This window comes from Caballeronia choica, assembly GCF_001544535.1.
Taxonomy (GTDB): Bacteria; Pseudomonadota; Gammaproteobacteria; order Burkholderiales; family Burkholderiaceae; genus Caballeronia; species Caballeronia choica.
In genome coordinates, this window is the sequence record NZ_FCON02000076.1 from 1 (window position 1) to 22,573 (window position 22,573).

Here is a 22,573-nt window from a genome sequence, read left to right on the forward strand (position 1 = left end):
CGTTATGTCGGAGTGGTCCAACCGGGGGAGTGTCGTTAGCGGGGTTTTGGCGTTGTTGGCATGTAGAAAAGGCGCGCGCGTTGCACCGCGACAGGGAGTGGATCAGCAGTCATTCATCCGTCTTGGCACTTCGTGCCCGACGCCAGGTCTGCTAGCGGTGGTGAATAGAAGCATGTAGCAAACGAACGTAGGATGGTGATATAGCGATGGGTTCCGGGTTTCTGTTTTGCCTGACGGGTGAGCGCGTAGCGCGAGGCTGGATGAATGACTGCTGGTCCACTTCGTATGGCGGTGCGACGTGCGCGCCTCTTCTACATGCCAACAACGATGAAACCCCGCTAACGACACTCCCCCGGTTGGACCACTCCGTTTCGAGTGCGGGTGAAGACGTGTTAGGGCTGGCGTTTGAAAGCTGCTTTCTTTGCTTACTTTCTTTGCAGCAGCAAAGAAAGTGAGTCCCGCCCCGGACAGGGGCAGAGCAAATAGACCAAAAACAAACCAAGTTTCATAGGAGCACAAGCGCATCAAACGGTGTAAACAACCAACACCCCACCCACCCCAAGCGCCAGCGACAACAAACCCCAAGCGCCAGCGATATCAGTAATCCGGCTCGCAGACCACGAGGAACCTGCTGAGCACCGACGTGCCGAACGTATTGCTGATCGCGACATCGGCGGCATCGCGGCCGCGCGCCATCAGGATGCGTCCAGTGCGCGGCGCGTTGTTACGCGGGTCGAACGTGTGCCATGTGTTGCCGAGGTAAGCCTCGAACCACGCGCAGAAGTCCATCGGCGCATACGGCGGAGGCAGCCCGACATCGCTGATGTAGCCCGTGCAGTAGCGCGCCGGAATGTTCATCGCGCGACACAGCGCAACCGCCAGATGCGCATAGTCGCGGCAGACGCCTACGCCGTCGTTCCAGGTTTCCCAGGCGGTCTTGGTCGGCCGCGCGCAGTTGTAGTCGAAGCGGATATGGTTGTGCACGAAGTTGCAGATCGCCTGCACGCGATCGCGGCCGAGCGGCGTCTGGCCGAACATCTGCCACGCGGCGTTCGACAACAGGTCGGTCTCGCAGTAGCGGCTGCCAAGCAGGAACAGCATGCATTCGTCGGGCAGTTCTTCGATCATGTGCTGGTAGCCGTTCGTCTCGGGCAGCTCGTGATGCGGAGGCACATCGAAGACGCCGCGCGCTGACAACGTGAGCATGCCGGCGGGCGCGGTGAGCCGCGTGCAGAGATTGCCGAACGAGTCGCGATACTGGCTCAGCGGTACCAGCGGATCGGTATAGATGTGATCGGGCACGACCATGTCCTGGGCGCGCGAGAAGTGCGTGTTCAGCATCAGCAACATCGGGGTTGGCTGCGGGCACTCATACACCAGTTCGTAACCAACACGGAGTCTCATCGGAGGACCTTTCTCGGTGATGCAACAGGGGAGCGTCGAAGCAAGCCGCTTGCGGCCATCGTTATCAAGCAACCGCCGTTCCACCCGAGTCGGTGGCGGCGGGGTCGGGTGTCGCCTGGCTGATGGCCGGAGCATCAGCCGGAACGTCAGCCGGAACATCGGCTGGCGCCGTGCCCGGCTGGGCGGACTCGGAGATCTGCTTGGGCATCGGTTCGCTGGAAGACAACTCCGCGCTTGCGATCACCTTGTGAACGAAACGCAGCTTCTCGATCACCTTGGGCGCCAGCGTGAACGGGTAGGCATCCGCGAGACCCAAACTGCGGTTCAGGCTGTTCAGCGCGTAGGTCAGCGGGAACCAGCGCTTCATCAGGTTATCGAAGCTTTCACTTTCGATCGGCGAGCTATCGGTGAGCGTCGGCTCGTTGTCGTCGTCGGGCTTGAGTTCCAGGCCGCAGGCGGCCGCCGTGTCGATCGTGTCGACGATGTGCAGGTAATGCGCCCACGTCTCGGCCCAGTCCTCCCAAGGATGCGTGGTCGCATAGGCGCTGACGTACGACATGTCCCAGTCGGCGGGCGGACCGGCTTCGTAGTGCGCCTTGAGCGCCTCGGCGTAGTCCACGCGCTCGTCGCCGAAAAGTTCGCGAAACGGCCCTTCCCATTGCTTGCCGGTAATGAGCCGGTCGAAATAGTAGTGTCCGATTTCATGGCGGAAATGCCCCAGCAAGGTGCGGTAGGGCTCGCCCATTTCCATGCGGGTCCGCTCGCGATGCGCGTCGTCGGCTTCCGCGATGTTCATCGTGATGAGGCCGTTGTCGTGACCCGTCAGGATCTTCTCGCCGACGCCGCCGTCTTCCATGAACTCGAATTGCAGGCCGCCCTCGGGGTCGGTCTTGCGCGAGACGACGTGCAGCCCGAGCGCCGCGAGCGCATACAGCAGGCGCCGCTTCGCAGTTTCCAGCCGGTACCAGTAGACGCGGTTCTCGGGCACCGACAGGTTCGGAATCGTGTGGCTCAGGCTGCACGCGGGGCACAGCACGTCGGCGGACTCGGCGGGCAGCATCCAGTTGCACACGTTTTCGAGCGCGTAGTTATTGCACTGCTTATACAAGGCGCCATCCGCTGTCTTGTGAAGATTGCGCCAGCGGCCCTCGTCGGCCGGCTCGAACGCGCACACTTCCGCAAGCTCGGGGACGTAGCCCAGCAACGCGGCGCAGGACTCGCATTTCACGTTTTCGAAGAAAACGTGTTGCTGGCAGCGGTCGCAGTGAAATGTTTTCATGGTAGACAGTTGGGTGGAGACAGGACGTATCGAAGGCAGTCAGCAAGCGACGTGCCATTGGCGTGACATGAACCGCAGAGAGGTTCCAGGCGGGCCGATCCGGCGCGCGGGACTTTATTCATCGGGTAAATTGTCCGCTGCATGATGCGCCGTACAATCCGCGAGAGCGGCAACACGGTTGTTGCCGATGATCCCATTAGTCGAGGAGCCAGGTGTGTCGATCCGAGTCGCGCTGAACCATATCACGCACTACCGCTATGACCGCCTCGTGGCGCTGGGCCCGCAAGTCCTGCGGCTGCGGCCCGCACCCCATTGCCGCACGCCGATCCTGTCTTACTCGATGCGGGTCGAGCCGGCGGACCACTTCATCAACTGGCAGCAGGACGCGTTCGCGAACTATCAGGCGCGCCTCGTCTTCCCCGAGAAGACCCGCGAGTTCAAGATCACGGTCGATCTCGTCGTGGAAATGGCGGTGTACAACCCGTTCGATTTCTTCCTCGAGCCGAGCGCCGAGGAGTTTCCGTTCGCGTATGAGCCGCATGTCGCGACGGAGCTCGCGCCGTATCTCGTCAAGCGGGAGATGACGCCGCTCTTCAGGCAGTTCGTCGAGAGCATCGACCGGACGCCGATGGGGACGACCAACTTCCTCGTCGAACTGAACCAGCGGCTGCAGCGCGAGATCGCCTATGTGATCCGCATGGAACCCGGCGTGCAGACGCCCGAGGAAACGCTCGACAAGGCGCTTGGTTCATGCCGCGACACGAGCTGGCTGCTGGTCGAGACGCTGCGCCAGCTTGGGCTCGCGGCGCGTTTCGTGTCCGGCTACCTGATCCAGTTGACGCCCGACCAGCGTTCGCTCGACGGCCCGAGCGGCACCGAAGTCGACTTCACCGACCTGCACGCGTGGTGCGAGGTCTATCTGCCGGGCGCGGGCTGGATCGGCTTCGACCCGACCTCGGGCCTGCTCGCGGGCGAAGGGCACATACCCGTCGCGTGCACGCCGGAGCCGGGCAGCGCCGCGCCGATTTCCGGCGCCGTCGACGAGAGCGAGGTCGAGTTCGAGCACCTGATGTCGGTGCAGCGCGTACTCGAAACGCCGCGCGTGACGAAGCCGTACACCGAGGAAGTGTGGTCCGCGGTGCAGGCGATGGGCGCGCAAGTCGACCAGCGCCTCACCGAGATGGACGTGCGCCTGACGATGGGCGGCGAGCCGACCTTCGTTGCCGTGCGCGACCGCGACGCGGCCGAATGGAACACGGACGCGCTCGGGCCGACCAAGCGCGGCTATGCGGTCGGACTGATGGACAAGCTGCGCGCACGCTACGGCGAGGGCGGCTTCCTGCATATCGGCCAGGGCAAGTGGTATCCGGGCGAGCAGTTGCCGCGCTGGGCGATGTCGCTCTACTGGCGTGCGGACGGCGAGCCGATCTGGACCGACCCGGCGCTGTTCGCCGATGAACGCGAGCCCGGCGCCTACACGCCGGAAGATGCGCACCGCTTCATCACGCATCTGACGAACAAGCTCGCGCTGGATACGCAGCACATCCAGCCGGGCTACGAAGACACCTTCTATTACCTGTGGCGCGAGCGCAGGCTGCCGGTCAACGTCGATCCGTTCGAATCGGAACTCGACGACGAACTGGAGCGCGTGCGTCTGCGGCGGGTGTTCGATGCGGGCTTGTCGGAGGTGACGGGCTACGTGCTGCCCATCACGCGCGAGCGCGACCTGCCGATGCAGCCGCCGAAGTGGGTGAGCGGCCCGTGGTTCTTCCGCGACGACCGCATGTACCTGATCCCCGGCGATTCGCCGATGGGCTACCGGCTGCCGCTGGAATCGCTGCCGTGGGTGAGCGCGGGGGACTTTCCGTACCAGCATCCGCATGACCCGTTTGCGCCGCCCGCGCCGTTGCGCTCGGCGGCGGAGTTGCGCATGCAGTATGGTGGCGGCACGCTGGAAGGCGGGCCGGGCGCGACCGGCGCGACCGGCGCGAGTGGCACGGCCGGCACAGGTGTCGCTGCAACCGGAGGCACGGGCGAGGCGTCAGCGTCCGCATCCGCAGAAGCATCCCGCCAGCCGTCGCGAGGCGAGTCTGCGTCGTGGATTCGCCGCACGGCGCTGTGCGTCGAGACGCGCGACCCGGCGCGCGCGGCGGGACCGAAGGTCGAAGCGGACTCGTTCGGCAGCGGCAAGCGCCTGCTGCATGTCTTCATGCCGCCGCTCACCGAACTCGACGATTATCTCGACCTGCTCGCCGCCGTCGAGTCGACGGCGGCCGACCTGCGGATGAAGGTGATCATCGAAGGCTATCAGCCGCCGCGCGATGTGCGCCTCAAGATGCTGCAGGTGACGCCGGACCCGGGCGTGATCGAAGTGAACATCCATCCGGCGGCGAACTGGGACCAGCTCGTCGACCATACGGAGTACCTGTACCAGTCGGCGCATGAAACCTATCTGAGCACCGAGAAGTTCATGACCGACGGCCGCCACACCGGCACGGGCGGCGGCAACCACTTCGTGCTCGGCGGCGCGACACCGGCCGACAGCCCGTTCCTGCGCCGCCCCGACCTGCTCGCGAGCCTGATCGGCTATTTCATCAACCATCCGTCGCTGTCGTACCTGTTCTCGGGGCTTTTCCTCGGACCGACGAGCCAGGCGCCGCGCGTCGACGAGGCGCGCAACGACCAGCTCTACGAACTCGAGATCGCGTTCAACGAACTGCAGCGGCAGCTCGACCGCCTGGGCGGCCGCGACAGCGCGCAGCTGCCGCCGTGGCTCATCGACCGCACCTTGCGCAACCTGCTGATCGACGTGACCGGCAACACGCACCGCGCCGAGTTCTGCATCGACAAGCTGTATTCGCCCGATGGCCCGACCGGCCGCCTCGGCCTGCTCGAACTGCGCGGCTTCGAAATGCCGCCGCACGCGCGCATGAGCCTCGTGCAGCAACTGCTGCTGCGCTCGCTGGTCGCGCGCTTCTGGGACAAGCCGTACACGACGCGCCTCACGCGCTGGGGCACGGAACTGCACGACCGTTTCCTGCTCGGCACCTTCGTCAAGATGGATTTCGACGACGTGATCGCCGAACTCAACGAGGCCGGCTTCGCGTTCGACGCCGCGTGGTTCGCGCCGCACTTCGAGTTCCGCTTCCCGCTGGTCGGCGCGATCCAGTCGAGCGGCATCGAACTGACGGTGAGGAACGCGCTCGAACCATGGCACGTCATGGGCGAGGAGGGTTCGGTCGGCGGCACGGTGCGCTACGTGGATTCGTCGGTGGAACGGCTCGAAGTGCACGTCCTCGGCCTGAACGACAACCGCTATGTGGTGACCGTCAACGGCGTGCCGCTCCCGATGCAGCCGACCGGCCGCGCGAGCGAGCACGTCGCCGGCGTGCGCTTTCGGGCGTGGGCGCAGTCGTCGGCGCTGCATCCGTCGATCGGCGTTCACGCGCCGCTCACCTTCGATGTCGTCGACACATGGAGCAACCGCTCGATCGGCGGATGCCGGTATCATGTATCGCATCCGGGCGGGCGCAACTACGCGACCTTCCCGGTCAATGCCTACGAGGCGGAGAGCCGGCGACGCGCGCGCTTCTTCAAGACCGGCCACACGCCGGGCCGCATGGAAGCCGGGGCCGCCGAGCGCAGCCTCGAGTTTCCGTTCACGCTCGACTTGCGCCGCCGACGGTGAGATCAGCGATCGCTTACTAAACTAAAAAGTCCAACTTGGCCGTCCAAACCTCACTCCCGTTTGAAGAAGTCGCTGAACGCGCGAAGGTGTCGTCGCCATTGCGGGCCCTTCCGGCGCGCGAAGGGCACTGGGACGAACTGCGCGACGAGTCGGGTCAGTTGCGCGACACCTGGCGGGCCTTCTTCGACCTGCTCGGCGACGAAGGCATTGCCGGGCTCGACCAGGCGGTCGAGTCGGTCGCGCAGCAGGTGCGCGACAACGACATCAGCTACAACGTCTACGCGGACGGCGGCGAGCCGCGCCCGTGGGCGCTCGACCTGTTGCCGTTCATGATCGACGAGACCGAGTGGTCGGTGCTGGAACGCGCGGTCAAGCAGCGCGCCAAGCTGCTCAATGCGATCGTGAAGGACGTCTACGGCCCGCAGACGCTGCTGCACGAAGGCTTCCTGCCGCCCGCGCTGGTGTTCGGGCATCCCGGCTACCTGCGTTCGGTGAAGGGCTTCACGCCGCCGGGCGGGCAGTATCTGCAACTCGTCGCGGTCGATCTGGCGCGCGAGCCGAGCGGCGCGTGGGTGATCATGGCGCACCGCACCGAGGCGCCGTCGGGGCTCGGCTATGCGCTCGAAAACCGGCTGATCGTCGCGGGCGTGTTCGCCGATCCGTTCCGCTCGATGCGCGTGCAACGGCTCGCGCCGTTTTACTCGCGGATGGTCGCGTCGCTCGTCGAGGGCGGCCGCGCGATGATGTCCGGCGACGAAGGCTCGCCGCACATCGCGCTCCTCACGCCCGGCCCCTACAGCGAAACTTTCTTCGAGCACGCGTTTCTCGCGCGCTATCTTGGCGTGACGCTCGTCGAAGGCAAGGACCTCACGGTGCGCGACGACAAGCTGTACCTCAAGACCTTCGCCGGGCTGGAGCGCGTGCACGTCCTGCTGCGGCGGCTCGACGATGCGTTCTGCGATCCCGTCGAACTGCGCGCCGATTCGAGCATCGGCGTGCCGGGCCTGTTGCAGGTGATGCGCGCGGGCAACGTGATGGTGTCGAACGTGCCCGGCTCGGGCTTTGTCGAATCGCCCGCGCTGCACGGCTTTTTGCCCGCCATCGCGCATTCGCTGCTCGACGAGCCGCTCGAACTTGCGAGCGTGCCGACCTGGTGGTGCGGCGAAAAGGCGGCGCGCGAGTCGGCGCTGAAGACGCTCGAAGAAGCCTTCGTGATTCCCACCTGGCCCGGCGTCGACCTGAACGGCCGCCGCCCGCGCGGCTTCGGCGATGGCCTTCAGCCGCTCGCCGCCTGGAAGAAGCGCATCGAAGCGATGCCGGACGCCTTCACGATCCAGGAACTGTTTCCGGGCTCGCATGCGCCGCGCTATGAAGAGAGCACGATCGTCGGGCGCTCGGCGGTGCTGCGCGTGTACGCGATCGCCGACATGGAAGGCGGCTGGTCGGTGATGCCGGGCGGCTTCACGCGGCTCGGCGCCGAGCGGCAGCCGTCAGTTTCGATGCAATACGGCAGCAGCAGCGTCGATACATGGGTGCTGTCGAGCCATCCCAGCTCGAACTTTTCGCTGCTGCCCACGCCGATGACGCCCGACGATCTCGTGCGCAAGCACCGCACAGTGTCGAGCCGCGCCGCCGAGAACCTGTTCTGGGCCGGCCGCTACGGCGAACGCGCGGAGAACAACGTGCGGCTCGTGCGCGCGATCCTTTCGTCGCTGGAGAGCAACGACGCCGAAGGCATGCTCGACACGATGGTCGATCTCGCGTGGCTGTCGGGTCTCCTGCCGGCGGGCACGCCGCTCAAGGGCCACACGGCGGCGACGCTCGAACGGCTGCTCGTCGCGAATCTCGGCGAGGGCAGTGCGGCGTCGAGCGTCGGCCAGAACCTCGCGAGCCAGGCGCGCGCGAGCGGCGAGATTCGCGGGCGCCTTTCCACCGACCACTGGCGCACGATCCTCGCGTCGCGCAACGATTTCCGCGACGCGATCACCGCGCTGCACCCGGTGCGCGCCATCGAGCGTTACGATCGCGTGCTGCTCACGCGCACGCTGGAAACGCTCGCGGCGCAACTGCTCGCGATCAGCGGCGCGCAGGGCGATCGCATGACCCGCGACGAAGCGTGGCGGCTCGTATTCGCCGGACGCCACATCGAACGCGTCGCCACGATGTCGACGTACCTGCGCACGGCCGCGAAGCACCGGCAGTTGTCTACGCCGGGCGGCTTCGATCTCCTGCTGCAACTCTTCGACAGCACGCTCACCTATCGCTCGCTGTATCCGGGGCGCTTCGAAGTGCCGCCGCTGATCGACCTGCTGGTGGTCGAGCCGACCAATCCGCGCGGCCTCTATGGCGTCTACAAGCGGCTGTGCACGAAGCTCGTCGAAATCTCGCAGGCGGCCGGACGCGGGACGCACAGCGATTTCATCGCGGCGACGCGTCTCGCGGCATCGTTGCGCGACCTGGAGACGCTTTGCGCGACCGACGAAGCCGGCATGCACGCCGAACTCATCGCCGCCTGCGATGAACTCGAAAGCCACGCCAGCGCCGCCGCCCACGAAATCAGCGCGCGCTACTTCAGCCACGCGAAGACGCAATCCTTGCAGGTGTCGTCGTGACGATCGAGAAAGCCGTGCTGTCGGTGTCGCACCGGACGACGTACCGTTATTCGACCTACGTCGAGACCGCCCAGCATCTCGCGACCATCCGCCCGCAGAACACCGCGTGGCAGCGCGTGATTGCGCATGAGGAAAGCATCGAGCCGACGCCGTCGTACATCAACAGCCGCGTCGATGCCTTCGGCAACGACGTGCTGTATTTTTCGCTGGAGTCGCCGCACCGGTCGTTGCAGATGATCAGCGAGACGACGGTCGAACTCACGCCGCGCTGGGCGTCGCTCGATCCTGCCGCGACGCCCGCGTGGGATGCCGTCGCGGCGAGCACGCGGTACAGCGCGGGCGCGGCGTTTCTGCCGGAGACGGAGTTCTGCTTCGCATCGCCGAATATCGGGCTCAGGCAGGATTTGCAGGAATATGGGCTGGTGAGTTTTACGGCGGGGCGGCCGCTTGCCGAAGGCGCGATCGATTTGATGCACCGGATTCATGCCGATTTCAAATACCAGCCGCTTTCGACTTCGTACGATACGCCCGCGCATCATGCGTTCGAGTTGAAGAGCGGCGTTTGTCAGGACTTCGCGCAGGTGATGATCGGGTGTATGCGGGCGATTGGTTTGCCGGCGCGCTATGTGAGCGGATATTTGCGAAACGATCCGCCGCCGGGGCAGGTCAAGCTGATTGGGGCGGATGCTTCGCATGCGTGGGTTTCGGTGTTCTGCCCCGGCAGCGGGTGGATCGATCTCGATCCGACCAATGACGTGCTCGCGGATCTGGATCACATTACGCTTGCGATCGGCCGCGATTACAGCGATGTGTCGCTGCTTCGGGGATTGATCCTGGGGGGCGGTTCGCACCGGGTGGATGTTGGGGTGACGGTGCTGGGGCTCGAGGGATGATTTTCGCTGGCGCTTGAGGTTTGCAGCGGCAGAGCCCAAGCGCATCAAACGGCGCTATTAAAATCACCCCACTCCGAAGCGCCGGCGACTATCTTCTCCACGACGAGTTCGCCCAGCCCCGGCCCGACGCTCATTCCCACACCGCCATGCATGAACACGCCTGTGACGTTCGGTGCCACCCGTAGCACCGAGAACGGCTCCTTCGACGCGTCGGCCCGCGCCCCATACACGCCTTGCCAACGTTCGACGACTTGCAGCTGACCGCCTAGCGCATCCTCGGCAAGCCGAAGCAGAATCTCATCCACGGCCGCTGCATTAAACGGCGACGCATCCTCGCCGTAATCATGCGAATCACCGACGATCAGATCGCCATACGGCGTCGGACTCGCCAGCAAGTGAATGCCATGGTCGAGCAGCGCCGGTTCCCTCGATACCACTTCCTCGCGCAGCGCGGCGGCTTCAGGTAGGTCCGAGAACGCACCGTAATGCAGGCAACTCAATCCGGTCAGCACTGCATGATCGAGCGCAAACGGCGTGGTCGGCCGCACGCGCAACATCTGCAACCGGCACACGCGTGGTTGCAGCGCCGCGAGTTGCGGCGCAAGCAGCGACAGGTAATCGTGCCCCGCGCAAACGACGATGTGCTCCGCGCGCCACACACCGGCGGTCGTCTCGACAAGCCCGTCATCGATGGCGCGGACCAGCGTCCCGAAGCGAAACTCCACGCCGTGAACACGTTGCAGATAATCGATGAGCGCGGGCACCGCTTCGCGCGAAAACACTTGCAGGTCGTCGTGTCCATGCAGCGCGGCGCGATGCTTGCTGAAGCGGCCATCGTAGAGATCGTCGAGCGCAGCACGCGACAGGAGTGAAGCGGCGTAGCCGGATTCCGTGGCACGCGTCGCAGCGAACGCCTCCATCACGCGCGCTTCGGCCTCGCTGCGCGCAAACATGAGCGAGCCCGAACGCCGCACATGCAGGCCGGCGCCGGATGCCCAGTCGAGCCATATATCGCGCGACGCCCGAGCCAGCGCATGCATCATGCCCGGCGGCTGGCCGGTCACGAGGACCATGCCGAAGTTGCGGATCGAGGCACCAAGCGGTGTGCCGCTGCGCTCGAACACGCTGACGCGCAAGCCGCGTCGCGCGGACGCATACGCATGCGCCAGTCCGAGAATGCCGGCGCCGATGATCGCGACATCGGTGCGAAGGGGAGTGTGGGTCGTGTTCATGGGCATCATCATCCGGGAAGCGGGAAATGGATCGATACATTGTCGATCCGCTCATCGCGCGCCAAGGTCACAAACAATCGCGCGCAGCGGGTTGCCGAACCCGCTCCGTTCAGCGCGTCATGACGCACCGTCAAGCCGCAAGCCGAACGCGCATCGTGCGCAACGCGCGCCCGATTGCACCGACGACGTTATGCATCTCGTTCACATCGATCGCGCCGATGCAGCCGACGCGAAACGTCGGCACTTCGGTCAGCTTGCCGGGATAGAGCACATAGCCCGCCTCGCGCACGGCCTCGTAGAAGCCCTTGAAATCGTAGGCCGGATCGCGCGGCGCATGGAACGTGACGATCACCGGCGACTGCACCGCGCGATCGAGGAACGGCGTGAAGCCGAGCGCCGCCATGCCGTCGATCAAGGCGGCGCAGTTGCCGCGATAACGCGCGCCACGCGCCGGCTGTCCGCCCTCCGCGATGAACTGATCGAGCGCCGCGCGCAATGCGGCCACCACATGCGTAGGCGGCGTGAAGCGCCATTGCGATGTCTTCATCATGTACGCGTACTGGTCGTGAAGATCGAGCGCGAGCGACCGTGAGATGCCTGCGGACGCTTCCAGCAACGCCCGTCTCACGATCACGAAGCCCATCCCCGGCACCCCTTCGAGGCACTTGCCGCTGGCGGAAATCACCGCGTCGATGCCGCCTTTCGACACATCGATCGGCAACGCGCCGAACGAACTCATCGCATCGACGATCAGCCGCTTGTCATGCCGCGCACACAGCGCCGCGATATCGTCTAGCGGATTCAGCAATCCCGCACTCGTCTCCAGATGCACCTGCGCGACGTGCGTGATGCGCGGATCGCGGCGAAACATCTCTTCGATGCGCGCGACGCTGGCGGGTTCGTCCTCGCGGAACTTCAGTTCGACGGACGCGACGCCAAGCCGCTCCAGGATCTTCAGCAAGCGCGTGCAATACGCGCCGTTGTTCGGCACGAGCACCACGGCATCGCGCGGCACGAGCGAACCGAGCGCGGCCTCGACCGAAAACGTGCCGCTGCCCTGCATCGGCACGCACACGAAGTCGTCTTCGCCGGACACGATCGCGAGCAGGTCGCGGCAGATTTCGCTCGTCATCCGGTTGAAAGCCGCATCCCACGATCCCCAGTCGCGCAGCATCGCTTCACGGGTAGCGGGTGAGGTGGTCAGCGGGCCGGGGGTCAGCAATATCGGGTCACTTCCGGTGATCACGATGTCTCTCCATTCGATTTTCAAGTGCCTCGACGCGCGAGGCAGACCCGAATTAGTCTAAGCATAATGTGGCGAAATGTGGAGATATTTTGAGATCTGTTGCATCGTCACGGTGTTGTCACGAAGTTCTGTGATGCTTCGTCCGGCTGCTGGTGGACCTGTCTGGGACCCACCGCGCCGCTGACTGGCGACACGTCACGAACACCATGAACGCAACGACGCCAGAGAACCTCGTGCGTCACCCTCACGCCACATCGACTTCCCCGGAGAACCAGCAACATGACAAGAAATCGCTTTTCCGCATCCCGTTTAGGCGCGCAGCGCGTATTGGCGACGCTGGCCGTTGCCGCGTTGGCGGGCGTCGCGGCCGTGCCGGCTCATGCTGCCGACGCAGTCGTCCTCTACACCGCCGATGGTCTGGAGAATCTGTACAAGGACGTGCTGCCGGCCTTCGAGAAGAAGGAAGGCGTGAAGGTCAACATCGTCACGGCGGGCAGCGGGGAAGTGGTGAATCGCGCGACCGTCGAGAAGGATTCGCCGAAAGCGGATGTGATCGTCACGCTGCCGCCGTTCATCCAGCAGGCGTCGCAAAGCGGCTTGCTGCAGCCGTATCAGAGCGTCAACTACAAGAACGTGCCGGCGATCGCCAAGGCATCGGACGGCGCGTGGGCCACCTTCGTGAACAACTACTTCTCGTTCGCGATCAACCCGGAAATCACGAAGACGGAACCGAAGACGTTCGCTGACCTGCTGCATCCCGACTATAGCGGCAAGGTCGCCTATTCGAACCCCGCCACCGCTGGCGACGGCATGGCCGTGATCATCCTGACGAGCGCGCTGATGGGCGAGGACAAGGCGTTCGAGTACCTGAAGGACCTGGAGAAGAGCGCGAAATTCCACACCAAGGGCACGGGTTATCTCGACGTCCTGCTCTCGCGCAATGAGATCGCGTTCGCGAACGGCGACCTGCAGATGGATCTGGACGACGCGACCAACGGCGGCCTTTCGCTCAAGCCGATCTTCCTCTCGGCCAAACCCGGCGATGCACCGACCACGTTCCAGCTGCCCTACGCGATCGGCCTGATCAAGGGCGGCCCGAATCAGGCGGCTGGCAAGAAGCTGGTCGACTATCTGATGTCGGCGGCGGTGCAATCGAAGGTGCCGGATATCTACGGGATTCCCGGCCGTACCGACGTCCCGCTCGCCGGCAAGAATGGCGAGACGGTCAAGAAGGCGATCGCGGGCGTGAAGCTGATTCCGGTGGACTGGAATCAGGTGATGGACAAGAAGGCCGGATGGAACACGCGCTGGAAAAACGAAGTCATCGGCAACTCGGGCAAGCAGGTCGATGTCGTCAAGCCGAAGTCGTAAGCGCTCGCGTGCTTCGCTTGCTTCCTTAGCCGTCGAATCCGCGCTTTCTTCCTTAAACGCTCAAGGACGCGAACCGTGAACACTCTGACACTGGCTCCGGCCACGAGCGAGGCCGCCGCGAGCCAAACCCGGCAGCACGCCGATGGCGGCGTGCGCATCGACCGCCTGAGCGTGCGCTTCGGCACGCGCACCGTGCTCGACGAATTGTCGCTGACGATCGAGCGCGGCGAACTGCTGACCGTGCTCGGCCGCAGCGGTTGTGGCAAGACGACGCTGCTGCGGTTCATCGCGGGCTTCATCCAGGCGGACGGGCTTGCGGGACGCCTGACGGTGGCCGGCCGCGACCTCACTCACGTGCCGCCCTTCAAGCGCAACCTCGGCTTGCTGTTTCAAAGCTATGCGCTGTTCCCGCATCTGTCGGTGTTCGATAACGTCGCGTTCGGCTTGCGGGCGCGTCGTCTGAAAGCAGGAGAGATCGCGCGCCGCGTCGCCGATGCGCTCAAGCTCGTGCAACTCGGCGACGCGGGGCATGTGATGCCCGCACAGTTGTCGGGCGGCATGCAGCAACGCGTGGCATTGGCCCGCGCGCTCGTGATCGAGCCGGACGTGCTGCTGCTCGACGAGCCGCTGTCCGCACTCGATGCCAACCTGCGCGCTTCGGTGCGCACCGAACTCAAGGCGCTGCATGAACGCTTGCCGAACCTGACGATCGTCTGCGTCACGCACGACCAGGACGACGCGCTCGTGCTCTCGGACCGCACGCTGCTGATGCGCGATGGCCGCATCGCGCAACTCGGCACGCCGCGCGAACTCTACGACATCCCGAACGACGCGTTCGTCGCGCGCTACCTTGGCGCGGCCAACCTGCTGCCGCCGTCGATCATGTTTCCCATCGGCGATGCGCGTCACGCCGCGCGCGACCAGGTTGCCTGCGTGCGTCCGGAATGCCTGTCGATCGTGCCGCTCGGCGCGGCGCAGCTGCACGGCACGATCGCGTCGGTGGAGTGGTACGGCGCGGCGTTGTCGGTGACGGTCATGCTCGACGCGCTGCCCGACCAGCCCGTGCTCGTCACGATGCAGCGCGCCCACAACGCGATGCCCGAGAAGGGCGCGCGCGTTTCCCTACGTCACGAGGTTGGCGATGTCGTCCTTGTCAGCAAGTGAGCCGAGCGAGTACGTAGCCGACGACACCGCGTACGTCGTCGCCAGACGGCGGCGCGAGCGGTTGGCGCAGTGGCAGTTGTGGTTCATCCTGGTCGTGGTGCTCGGCCCGCTCGTCATCTATCCGCTGGCGCAGCTTCTGCTGCTCAGCGTGAGCGGCGCGCACGGCCTGAGCCTTCAGGCATACACCGCGTTTTTCGGCAGTCCGGAGACGAGCGGTGTGATCGGCACGACGCTCGGCATCCTGTTCGCGAGCGCGACGCTGGCGTCGCTGCTCGGCGTGCTGCTCGCGTCCATGCTGTTCTTCAAGCCGTTCCCGGGCGCGAAGCTCGTGACGCGCTTCCTCGAATTGTTCGTCGCGTTCCCGTCGTTCCTGGTCGCGTTCACGCTGATCTTTTTGTATGGATCGCAGGGTTCGGTGAGCATCGGCTTGCAGCGCCTTTTCAATCTGACGAACCCGCCGCTCGACTTCCTGTTCGGCATCGGCGGGGTGATTCTCGCGGAAGTCGTGTTCTACGCGCCGTTCGTCGTGCGGCCGACGCTCGCGTCGTTCGCCACGCTCGACATGCGCCTGATCGAAGCGGCCAAGAGCCTCGGCGCGAACGGCTGGATGGTGGCATTCAAGGTCATCCTGCCGCTCGCGTGGCCGGGTATCGCGGCGGGCACGATCCTGTGCTTCCTGCTCACGCTGAACGAATTCGGCATCCTGCTGGTCCTCGGCAGCGCAAATCTGATCACCTTGCCGACCGCCATCTACAGTGCGGCCACGGTCGATCTCGACTTGCCGACGGCGGCGGCCGGCGCCGTCGTGATGCTGGCGATGTCGCTCTCGCTCTATGCGCTGTACCGGCGGATCAATCGACGCACCGGAGGCCGCGATGGCAACTGACCTCACGCTGCCCGCGACGCAGTCGAAGCCATACTCGCTCAGGCGGATCGGCGCATGGGCGTTCACGGGCTTCGCCGCGCTGCTGTGCTTCTGGCTCTTCGTGTTGCCGGTGGTCGTGGTGGCGCTGTCGAGCGTGGCCTCGCACTGGTCGGGCACGATTCTCCCCGATGGCTTCAGCATGCGCTGGTTCGAACGCCTCGGCCAGAGCGACTTCGACGCGTTGGCCATGAGCCTCGAAGTCGGCTTCGGCGTCGCGGTGCTGGGGACGGTGCTCGGCCTGTGGCTCGCGCTGGCGCTGGAAGGCCGCGACCGGCGCGGCGTGGGCGCGTGGGTCGACACCATCGCGATGATGCCCAACGGCGTGCCAAGCGTCGTGCTCGGGCTGTCAGTGCTGATCGCGTATCACAAGCGACCGCTCGATCTTTCGGGGTCCGCCGCGATTGTCGTGCTGGTCCAGCTCGCGCTCGTGCTGCCGTTTTGTTATCGATGCGCCGCCGCCGCGCTGCGCCCCGAACTCACGATCCTGCGGGAAGCCGCGGCGAGTCTCGGCGCGCCGCCGTCGATGGTGCTCGGCCGGGTGGTCTTGCCGCAACTCGTGCCCGCCATCCGCGCGAGCCTCGCGCTCGGCTTCGCCTTGTCGCTGGGCGAACTGGGTGCCACCCTGACCGTCTATCCGCCGGGATTCGCCACCGTGCCGATCGTCGTGGTGGGGCAAGTGAACCGCGGCTATTACCTGCCGGCGTCGGCGCTTTCGCTGATTTTGCTGGCGGTTTCGCTCGTTGCATTGCTGTTGATCGCGGCGAGAGTGCCCCGGCGGCAGATGACCTGATTCAGTTGGGCGTGACTGTCTCTCGCTCTCGCGGGAGATTTTCGCTCGGCAATAAATGTGGCAAAAAGTGGCGTTATGAGTCAAACTAGGGAAACGCGTTTGTTTTGAAGTTGAAGCGCAGGTTCACAAGGGAAGGGAACAGCATGTCCACATACACCGAAACGTCTATCGAAGTGAACGGCCGCGCGTATCGTCCGGCACGAGCACTCACTGTGGTCGTCTGCGTCGACGGCTGCGAGTTCGACTACCTCGAAGCCGCCGTCGCGGCGGGCGTCGCGCCGTTCATCGGCACGACGCTGCGCGGCGGCTCCGCCTTTCGCGCCGACTGCGTGGTCCCCTCGTTCACCAACCCGAACAACTTGTCGATCGTGACGGGCGTGCCGCCTTCGGTGCACGGCATCTGCGGCAACTATTTCTTCGACCGCGACGCGAACGGCGGCAAGGGCGCCGAAGTCATGATGAACGACCCGGAATACCTGCGCGCCGGCACGATCCTCGCGGCGGCCGCGCAGCGCGGCGAGCAGGTGGCCGTGGTCACGGCGAAGGACAAGCTGCGCCGGCTCCTGGGATGGCAGCTCGACGGCATCTGCTTTTCCGCCGAGAAAGCGGACTCGGCGACGCTCGCAGAAAACGGTGTCGACAACGTGCTGCAACTGGTCGGCCAACCGCTGCCGGACGTGTACAGCGCGGGGCTGTCGGAGTTCGTGTTCGCGGCGGGCGTGCGGCTTGCCGAGACGCGCAAGCTCGACCTCATGTACCTCTCCACGACCGATTACGTGCAGCACAAGTGCGCGCCCGGCACGGACGGCGCGAACGCGTTCTACGCGATGATGGACGGCTATCTCGCGCGCCTCGACCAGCTCGGCGCGGTGATCGGCCTGACTGCCGACCACGGCATGAACGCGAAGCATGATCCCGCGACCGGCGAGCCGAACGTGGTGTATCTGCAAGACTGGCTCGACGATACGCTCGATGCGCCCGATGCCCGCGTGATCCTGCCGATCACCGATCCTTACGTCGTCCATCACGGCGCGCTGGGATCGTTCGCGACCGTCTATCTCCCGCGTTCGGTCGATGTTCAAGCGCTCGCGTCGCGCATCGCAAAGCTGCCGGGCGTGGAAACCGTGCTCGACAACGCGGCCGCATGCGCGCGCTTCGAGCTGCCGAACGACCGCGTGGGCGACCTCGTCGTCGTGAGCGGCCGCGATACCGTGCTCGGCACGCGTCGCGCGGAACATGACCTGTCGGGCCTCACGGTGCCGCTGCGCTCGCATGGCGGTGTGTCCGAGCAGGAGGTCCCGCTGCTGTTCAACCGCCCGACCGATGGCTTCGAGTCCCGGCTGGCAGGCAAACGCCTGCGCAACTTCGACGTCTTCGACATCGCGTTGAATCATCTGGAGCTTCAGTCATGAACGACGTCATCGCGGTTGCAGAGCATGCGCTGCGCGTGGAAAAGCTGCGCCTGAAGGGCCAGCGCATAGCGCGTGCACGCACGATCGACGTCATGGACCCGTATACGAACACACGCGTCGGCACGGTGCCGATGGCAAGCGTCGACGACGTGCGCGACGCGTTCGAGTACGCAGCGAACTATCGGGCAAAGCTCACGCGCTATGAACGCTCGCAGATTCTCGAGCGCGCGGCGGCGCTGCTGCGCGAGCGGGCCGAGGAAGCGTCCGACCTCATCTCGCTCGAATCGGGTTTGTCGAAGCAGGACTCGCGCTACGAAATCGGACGCGTCGCCGACGTGCTCAAGTTCTCCGCGATGGAAACCTTGCGCGACGATGCCCAGAGCTTTTCGTGCGATCTCACGCCGCACGGCAAGGCGCGGCGCGTGTTCACGCAACGCGAGCCGCTGGCCGGGGTCATCGTCGCGATCACGCCGTTCAATCATCCAATGAACCAGGTCGCGCACAAGATCGCGCCGGCCATCGCGACGAACAATCGCGTCATCCTGAAGCCGTCGGAGAAGGTGCCTTTATCGGCTTACTATCTCGCCGACGTGCTTTACGAAGCCGGACTGCCCGCGCCGATGCTGCAAGTCCTGACCGGCGACCCGCGCGAGATCGCCGAGGAACTCGTCACGCACCGTCACGCCGAACTCGTGACCTTTACCGGCGGCGTCGCGATCGGCAAGGCGATCGCGGCGAAGGCGGGCTATCGGCGAGTGGTGCTCGAACTCGGCGGCAACGATCCGCTGATCGTGCTCGACGACGCCGACGTGCAACGCGCCGCCACGCTCGCGGTGCAAGGCTCGTACAAGAACTCCGGCCAGCGCTGCACGGCCGTCAAGCGCATGCTGGTGCAGAAGGGCATTGCGGCGCGCTTTACGGAACTCGTCATCGAAAAGACGCTTGCGTGGACCTACGGCGATCCCTTCGATAGCGACAATCAGATGGGCACCGTGATCGATGCCGCCGCCGCCGAACTGTTCGAGCGGCGCGTGAACGAGGCGGTATCCGGCGGGGCGCGCCTGCTTTGCGGGAACCGTCGCAACGGCGCACTGTATTCGCCGACCGTCCTGGACCGCGTCGGTCCTTCCATGTCGGTCGTGCGCGAGGAAACCTTCGGACCGGTATCGCCGATCATCGAATTCGATACCGTCGACGACGCGATCCGCATCAGCAACGGCACGGCGTTCGGGTTGTCGTCGGGTGTCTGCACGGATCGCGCGGACCTGATCACGCGCTTCGTGAACGAATTGCAGGTAGGCACAGTGAACGTGTGGGAAGTGCCGGGTTACCGCATCGAGTTGACGCCGTTCGGCGGCATCAAGGACTCGGGGCTCGGCTACAAGGAAGGCGTGCAGGAAGCGATGAAAAGCTTCACGAATCTCAAGACGTTTTCGCTTCCCTGGATGTGAGACATGGCGCTGACCATCCCCGAGATCAGGCATCTCTTCGATACTCATGGTGCCATGGCCTACAGCGGCGAACCCGTCACGCAACTCCAGCATGCGCTGCAGACGGCGGCGCTAGCCGAGGAAGCGGGCGCTGACGCGTCGCTCGTGGGCGCGTCATTGCTGCACGATCTGGGGCACTTGCTGAACCTTCAGGGCGAGACGCCAAGCGAGCGCGGTATCGACGATTTGCACCAGTACTTCGCGCTGCCGTTCCTGCGTCCGCTTTTCAGCGACGCGGTGCTCGAACCGATCCGCCTTCACGTCGATGCAAAGCGCTGCTTGTGCGCAATCGACCCGGAGTATTTTGCAACGCTGTCCGTCGATTCCGTGCGTAGCCTCGCTTTGCAAGGCGGCATTTTCAGCGTGGAGGAAGCGGATCGCTTCATGCGCAAGCCGTTCGCTGAAGAAGCGATCTCGCTGCGCCGCTGGGACGATCTCGCGAAGCAGCCAGATAAAGACACCGCTGCAATCGATCACTACATACAACTCATCGAAAGGCTCTCCGCGAGTCACCGAGCGGCCTGGTAAGCGTGCCGGAACACGACGAAAAAGCAACGTCGCGATTCCGGCCCGACTTCACACTCGATTACTGCTCGGCATGTCTCGCCGCGTCTTCGATCACGGCGGCGACCTGCTGCGGATGCGACTCGTAGACTGAGTGACTCGCGCCCGGAATGACGGTCACGTGGCTATGCGCACGCGCGTAGTACCAGCGCTCCAGATCCGGATTGATGATCTTGTCGTCGGCCGCGACGATGCCCCAACTCGGCTTCGTGGTCCAGGCGGCAGCGGTCAGCGGCGTTGAGAAGACACCCGCCGCCGTCAGGATCTGAGCGTGCGACTCGAATACGGCTTGCTTCGTCGGCAGGTCCGCCGCGAAGTCCTTCGGGAAGACAGCCGGGTTCAGGTACGTGTAGCCGTCGGCGGTCTTGTCGATCGCGCCGGCCTGTTTCGACGTATAGCTGGGCATTCCCTTGCCGAGCGCGGCTTCGTCCTCGCCGACGTTCGGCGCATGGGCGGCGACATAGACGAGTCCGACCACGTTCGGATGCACACCGGCTTCCGTGATGACCGAGCCGCCATAGCTGTGGCCGACCAGGATCGTCGGGCCGTTTTGCAGATCGAGAACCCGTTTGGCCGCTGCGACGTCACCTTCGAGTGACGTCAATGGCTCCTGCACGAGGCTGACGTGATAGCCGTCGCGGGTCAGGATGTCGTAGACCGGCTTCCAGCCGGACCCGTCGACCCAGGCACCGTGGACCAGGACGATATTCTTGACAGGGGCAGGGCTGGATTGGGCAACCGGGGTCGTGGCGCCCGCGGATGAAATGAGGCCAATGGTCACGGCGAGAACCGAGGCGGCGCGCGGCAGAATATTCACTTGAGTCTCCGTTTATCGAATTCAGGGAAAAGGCTTTGAGGTGCAAGAACCGCTGGCTGCCGACGACTGCAAGTCAAGCGATCGGCAACGGCAATGGGGTGTGGCCGGATGCTGTGCCGAGGGCAACGGCACCGCATCCCGCGCTCGTCGATCAGCTTCCGAAGTACGGCTTGCAGAAGCCCGCCGGGCCCACGCATGCCGATTGCATTGCCGTGCGGGCCGGTGCACCCGACGCCGATGTGCCCTGTTGCGATACGCCGCCAAAGCTCCGCGTCGCGTGCTGCTGACCTTCCTGCGCGGCGACCTTCGCTTCGGCTGCCTGGATATCAGCGGGGTAGTTGGCATCGCTCGCAACTGCCGGCTCGTAGCCCGCTTTTTCGAGGCGCACCAGGTCGGCGCGAACTTCGGCGCGCGTGACCGGGCCATTGGATTGTGCGAAGCTCAGGGCGGGAGCGGCCAGCGTGCCGGCTGCGAGAGCGAGACAAACAAAGATCTTCTTCATGATCGCGATACTCCTTGAACAGGATTGATGAAGCGTTTGGAAAACTTGGCGGAATACAAGCCGATGCTTGCATCGGCGGGAACAGCGACAGGAGTGGACATCGCGGAAAAATGTGACCGGTGTAAAACCGGAGAAGTCCTTGGCGCTGCCGTGAACACAATGTAGTCCCGCGCGGCTTGAATACGTATCCCTACAAAGGGACGCCGGCAGGCGCACCATCGTTGCTTTGTTTGATACCAGTGGATGTGATGTCGGCCGGCGGGTCGGCCATTCGAATGAGGCGAGTACGACTCGACGCTCAAGAAGGCAATCTCGGGTTTGGCGGAGTTATACGAAGGTGCTAGGGGGTGGTGACCAAGAAAGAAGGGAGGGTGTAAACGTCGCCTCCCGAACGCCGGGCAAATCAAACGGTGTAAACATCCCCCCGTCCCAAAGCGCCGGCATCCAGCTCCCGAACGCTGCCCTTCTTTAAAAACGCGCTCACGAGTTCGTGAGCCTGAATCCGATGCGCAGCCTGCCACTCCTCTGCAAGCATCTCGGTATCAAACATCCGCGAGAGCGTGTATGCATTCGACTTGTGAAAATACGCGAGACTCACGAGCGTCACATACAGATGCAGCGGATCGATGCCCCGCCGCAACGTGCCCATCGTCTCCCCGCGCCGGATTAGCGTGCGCAACTTGTCGAGCACCGGCGACGACATCGCCGGAATCACGCGCGAAAGCTTCAGATACCGCGCCCGGTTAAGGTTCTCCCACGACAGCAGACACAGCAGTTCCGGATGCTTCGAGAAATGCCCCTCGGTAAAGTCATATAGCTGAAGGATCCCGGTGGAAGGATCGACGCTTTGCACATCGAGCGTGACGGCAAGCTCCGCCTCGCGCAAACGCGCAAGCACATGTTCCAGCACTTCCACGTACAGCTTTTCCTTGCCGCCGAAGTAGTGATAGATCATCCGTATGTTGACCTTCGAACGACTCGCGATCGTCTCGACCCGCGCGCCGCTATACCCCTTGTCCGCAAACTCGCGGATGGCGATGTTCAGCATCCTGGCGCGGGTCTTCGCTGCGAGTTGCTGGCGCCGGGTGGTCGGCGCGTGGCTTGCGTCGGCCTTGCCGGTCTTCGCGGTTGACGGCGTCTTGCGTAGCATGGACAAAATCGGCTGGTTAAGCGATGCGGCGCGA

Annotated in this window: 17 protein-coding genes; 10 read left to right on the forward strand and 7 right to left on the reverse strand. The window is 64.6% G+C overall.

Annotation, left to right across the window (positions count from 1 at the left end):
• Nucleotides 1–597 precede the first annotated feature (597 nt).
• Both AWB68_RS26880 and AWB68_RS26885 read right to left on the reverse strand, forming a co-directional pair.
• Entirely contained in the window at nt 598–1,404 is an 807-nt protein-coding gene (locus AWB68_RS26880) for a transglutaminase-like domain-containing protein (RefSeq protein WP_087647385.1), read from the reverse strand.
• A gap of 64 nt (nt 1,405–1,468) precedes the next feature.
• Complete coding sequence (locus AWB68_RS26885; RefSeq protein WP_087647386.1) at nt 1,469–2,683, reverse strand: zinc-binding metallopeptidase family protein; 1,215 nt, start codon at nt 2,681–2,683, stop codon at nt 1,469–1,471.
• A 214-nt stretch (nt 2,684–2,897) separates the two neighbouring features.
• Here AWB68_RS26885 and AWB68_RS26890 point away from each other — a divergent pair, with 214 nt between their 5' ends.
• Genes AWB68_RS26890 through AWB68_RS26900 form a run of 3 tightly spaced genes read left to right on the forward strand, consistent with a single transcriptional unit; the run spans nt 2,898 to nt 9,876 of the window.
• Nucleotides 2,898–6,371 carry a transglutaminase family protein gene (locus tag AWB68_RS26890; RefSeq protein WP_087647387.1) on the forward strand — a complete coding sequence of 1,158 codons (3,474 nt, stop codon included), beginning with the start codon at nt 2,898–2,900 and terminating at the stop codon, nt 6,369–6,371.
• 35 nt (nt 6,372–6,406) lie between these two features.
• Complete coding sequence (locus AWB68_RS26895) at nt 6,407–8,983, forward strand: circularly permuted type 2 ATP-grasp protein (RefSeq protein WP_087647388.1); 2,577 nt, start codon at nt 6,407–6,409, stop codon at nt 8,981–8,983.
• Entirely contained in the window at nt 8,980–9,876 is an 897-nt protein-coding gene (locus tag AWB68_RS26900; protein ID WP_087647389.1) for a transglutaminase family protein, read from the forward strand. Before AWB68_RS26895 ends, AWB68_RS26900 begins: the two co-directional genes overlap by 4 nt.
• 44 nt (nt 9,877–9,920) lie before the next feature.
• On the opposite strand, the gene AWB68_RS26905 is transcribed toward AWB68_RS26900, so the two are convergent.
• Nucleotides 9,921–11,117 (reverse strand): TIGR03364 family FAD-dependent oxidoreductase, encoded by a 1,197-nt coding sequence (locus tag AWB68_RS26905; protein ID WP_200828800.1) that lies wholly within the window; start codon nt 11,115–11,117, stop codon nt 9,921–9,923.
• Between the two features lie 121 nt (nt 11,118–11,238).
• Entirely contained in the window at nt 11,239–12,354 is a 1,116-nt protein-coding gene (locus AWB68_RS26910; RefSeq protein WP_200828799.1) for a 2-aminoethylphosphonate--pyruvate transaminase, read from the reverse strand.
• Nucleotides 12,355–12,633: 279 nt separating this feature from the next.
• On the opposite strand from AWB68_RS26910, the gene phnS reads away from it, so the two are divergent.
• The 7 genes from phnS to AWB68_RS26945 all read left to right on the forward strand — a co-directional run bounded on the left by phnS (nt 12,634) and on the right by AWB68_RS26945 (nt 20,034).
• Nucleotides 12,634–13,725, forward strand: coding sequence for a 2-aminoethylphosphonate ABC transporter substrate-binding protein (gene phnS / locus AWB68_RS26915; protein ID WP_087647390.1), 1,092 nt, complete (start codon nt 12,634–12,636; stop codon nt 13,723–13,725).
• A gap of 90 nt (nt 13,726–13,815) precedes the next feature.
• Nucleotides 13,816–14,889 (forward strand): 2-aminoethylphosphonate ABC transport system ATP-binding subunit PhnT, encoded by a 1,074-nt coding sequence (phnT, locus tag AWB68_RS26920; RefSeq protein ID WP_235028525.1) that lies wholly within the window; start codon nt 13,816–13,818, stop codon nt 14,887–14,889.
• Complete coding sequence (locus AWB68_RS26925) at nt 14,867–15,775, forward strand: 2-aminoethylphosphonate ABC transporter permease subunit (protein ID WP_087647392.1); 909 nt, start codon at nt 14,867–14,869, stop codon at nt 15,773–15,775. Before phnT ends, AWB68_RS26925 begins: the two co-directional genes overlap by 23 nt.
• On the forward strand, nt 15,765–16,604 hold the full coding sequence (phnV, locus tag AWB68_RS26930; protein ID WP_235028524.1) for a 2-aminoethylphosphonate ABC transport system, membrane component PhnV: 840 nt from the start codon (nt 15,765–15,767) through the stop codon (nt 16,602–16,604). Before AWB68_RS26925 ends, phnV begins: the two co-directional genes overlap by 11 nt.
• Before the next feature lie 143 nt (nt 16,605–16,747).
• The gene (gene phnA, locus AWB68_RS26935; protein ID WP_087647393.1) at nt 16,748–18,016 is read left to right on the forward strand and encodes a phosphonoacetate hydrolase; all 1,269 of its coding nucleotides are present in this window, start codon (nt 16,748–16,750) and stop codon (nt 18,014–18,016) included.
• The gene (gene phnY / locus AWB68_RS26940) at nt 18,013–19,467 is read left to right on the forward strand and encodes a phosphonoacetaldehyde dehydrogenase (protein WP_087647394.1); all 1,455 of its coding nucleotides are present in this window, start codon (nt 18,013–18,015) and stop codon (nt 19,465–19,467) included. The genes phnA and phnY overlap by 4 nt, the downstream gene beginning before the upstream one ends.
• Before the next feature lie 3 nt (nt 19,468–19,470).
• Nucleotides 19,471–20,034 (forward strand): phosphonate degradation HD-domain oxygenase, encoded by a 564-nt coding sequence (locus tag AWB68_RS26945; protein ID WP_087647395.1) that lies wholly within the window; start codon nt 19,471–19,473, stop codon nt 20,032–20,034.
• A 58-nt stretch (nt 20,035–20,092) separates the two neighbouring features.
• Here AWB68_RS26945 and AWB68_RS26950 read toward each other — a convergent pair whose 3' ends face one another.
• From AWB68_RS26950 to AWB68_RS26960, 3 genes are all read right to left on the reverse strand, one after another.
• A complete protein-coding gene (locus AWB68_RS26950; RefSeq protein WP_087647396.1) occupies nt 20,093–20,887 on the reverse strand; it encodes an alpha/beta fold hydrolase in 795 nt (264 codons plus the stop codon).
• A gap of 151 nt (nt 20,888–21,038) precedes the next feature.
• Nucleotides 21,039–21,389 carry a DUF4148 domain-containing protein gene (locus AWB68_RS26955; RefSeq protein WP_087647397.1) on the reverse strand — a complete coding sequence of 117 codons (351 nt, stop codon included), beginning with the start codon at nt 21,387–21,389 and terminating at the stop codon, nt 21,039–21,041.
• Between the two features lie 403 nt (nt 21,390–21,792).
• The gene (locus AWB68_RS26960; RefSeq protein ID WP_087647398.1) at nt 21,793–22,539 is read right to left on the reverse strand and encodes a TetR/AcrR family transcriptional regulator; all 747 of its coding nucleotides are present in this window, start codon (nt 22,537–22,539) and stop codon (nt 21,793–21,795) included.
• Nucleotides 22,540–22,573: the final 34 nt, after the last annotated feature.

Bases quoted from the DNA above. Each gene is read 5' to 3' on its own strand.
- phnV (WP_235028524.1), top strand. From the start codon at position 15,765: ATGGCAACTGACCTCACGCTGCCCGCGACGCAGTCGAAGCCATACTCG.
- phnA (WP_087647393.1), top strand. From the start codon at position 16,748: ATGTCCACATACACCGAAACGTCTATCGAAGTGAACGGCCGCGCGTAT.
- AWB68_RS26880 (WP_087647385.1), bottom strand. From the start codon at position 1,404: ATGAGACTCCGTGTTGGTTACGAACTGGTGTATGAGTGCCCGCAGCCA.
- AWB68_RS26955 (WP_087647397.1), bottom strand. From the start codon at position 21,389: ATGAAGAAGATCTTTGTTTGTCTCGCTCTCGCAGCCGGCACGCTGGCC.
- AWB68_RS26905 (WP_200828800.1), bottom strand. From the start codon at position 11,117: ATGATGCCCATGAACACGACCCACACTCCCCTTCGCACCGATGTCGCG.
- phnY (WP_087647394.1), top strand. From the start codon at position 18,013: ATGAACGACGTCATCGCGGTTGCAGAGCATGCGCTGCGCGTGGAAAAG.
- phnS (WP_087647390.1), top strand. From the start codon at position 12,634: ATGACAAGAAATCGCTTTTCCGCATCCCGTTTAGGCGCGCAGCGCGTA.
- AWB68_RS26925 (WP_087647392.1), top strand. From the start codon at position 14,867: ATGTCGTCCTTGTCAGCAAGTGAGCCGAGCGAGTACGTAGCCGACGAC.
- AWB68_RS26960 (WP_087647398.1), bottom strand. From the start codon at position 22,539: ATGCTACGCAAGACGCCGTCAACCGCGAAGACCGGCAAGGCCGACGCA.
- AWB68_RS26885 (WP_087647386.1), bottom strand. From the start codon at position 2,683: ATGAAAACATTTCACTGCGACCGCTGCCAGCAACACGTTTTCTTCGAA.
- AWB68_RS26945 (WP_087647395.1), top strand. From the start codon at position 19,471: ATGGCGCTGACCATCCCCGAGATCAGGCATCTCTTCGATACTCATGGT.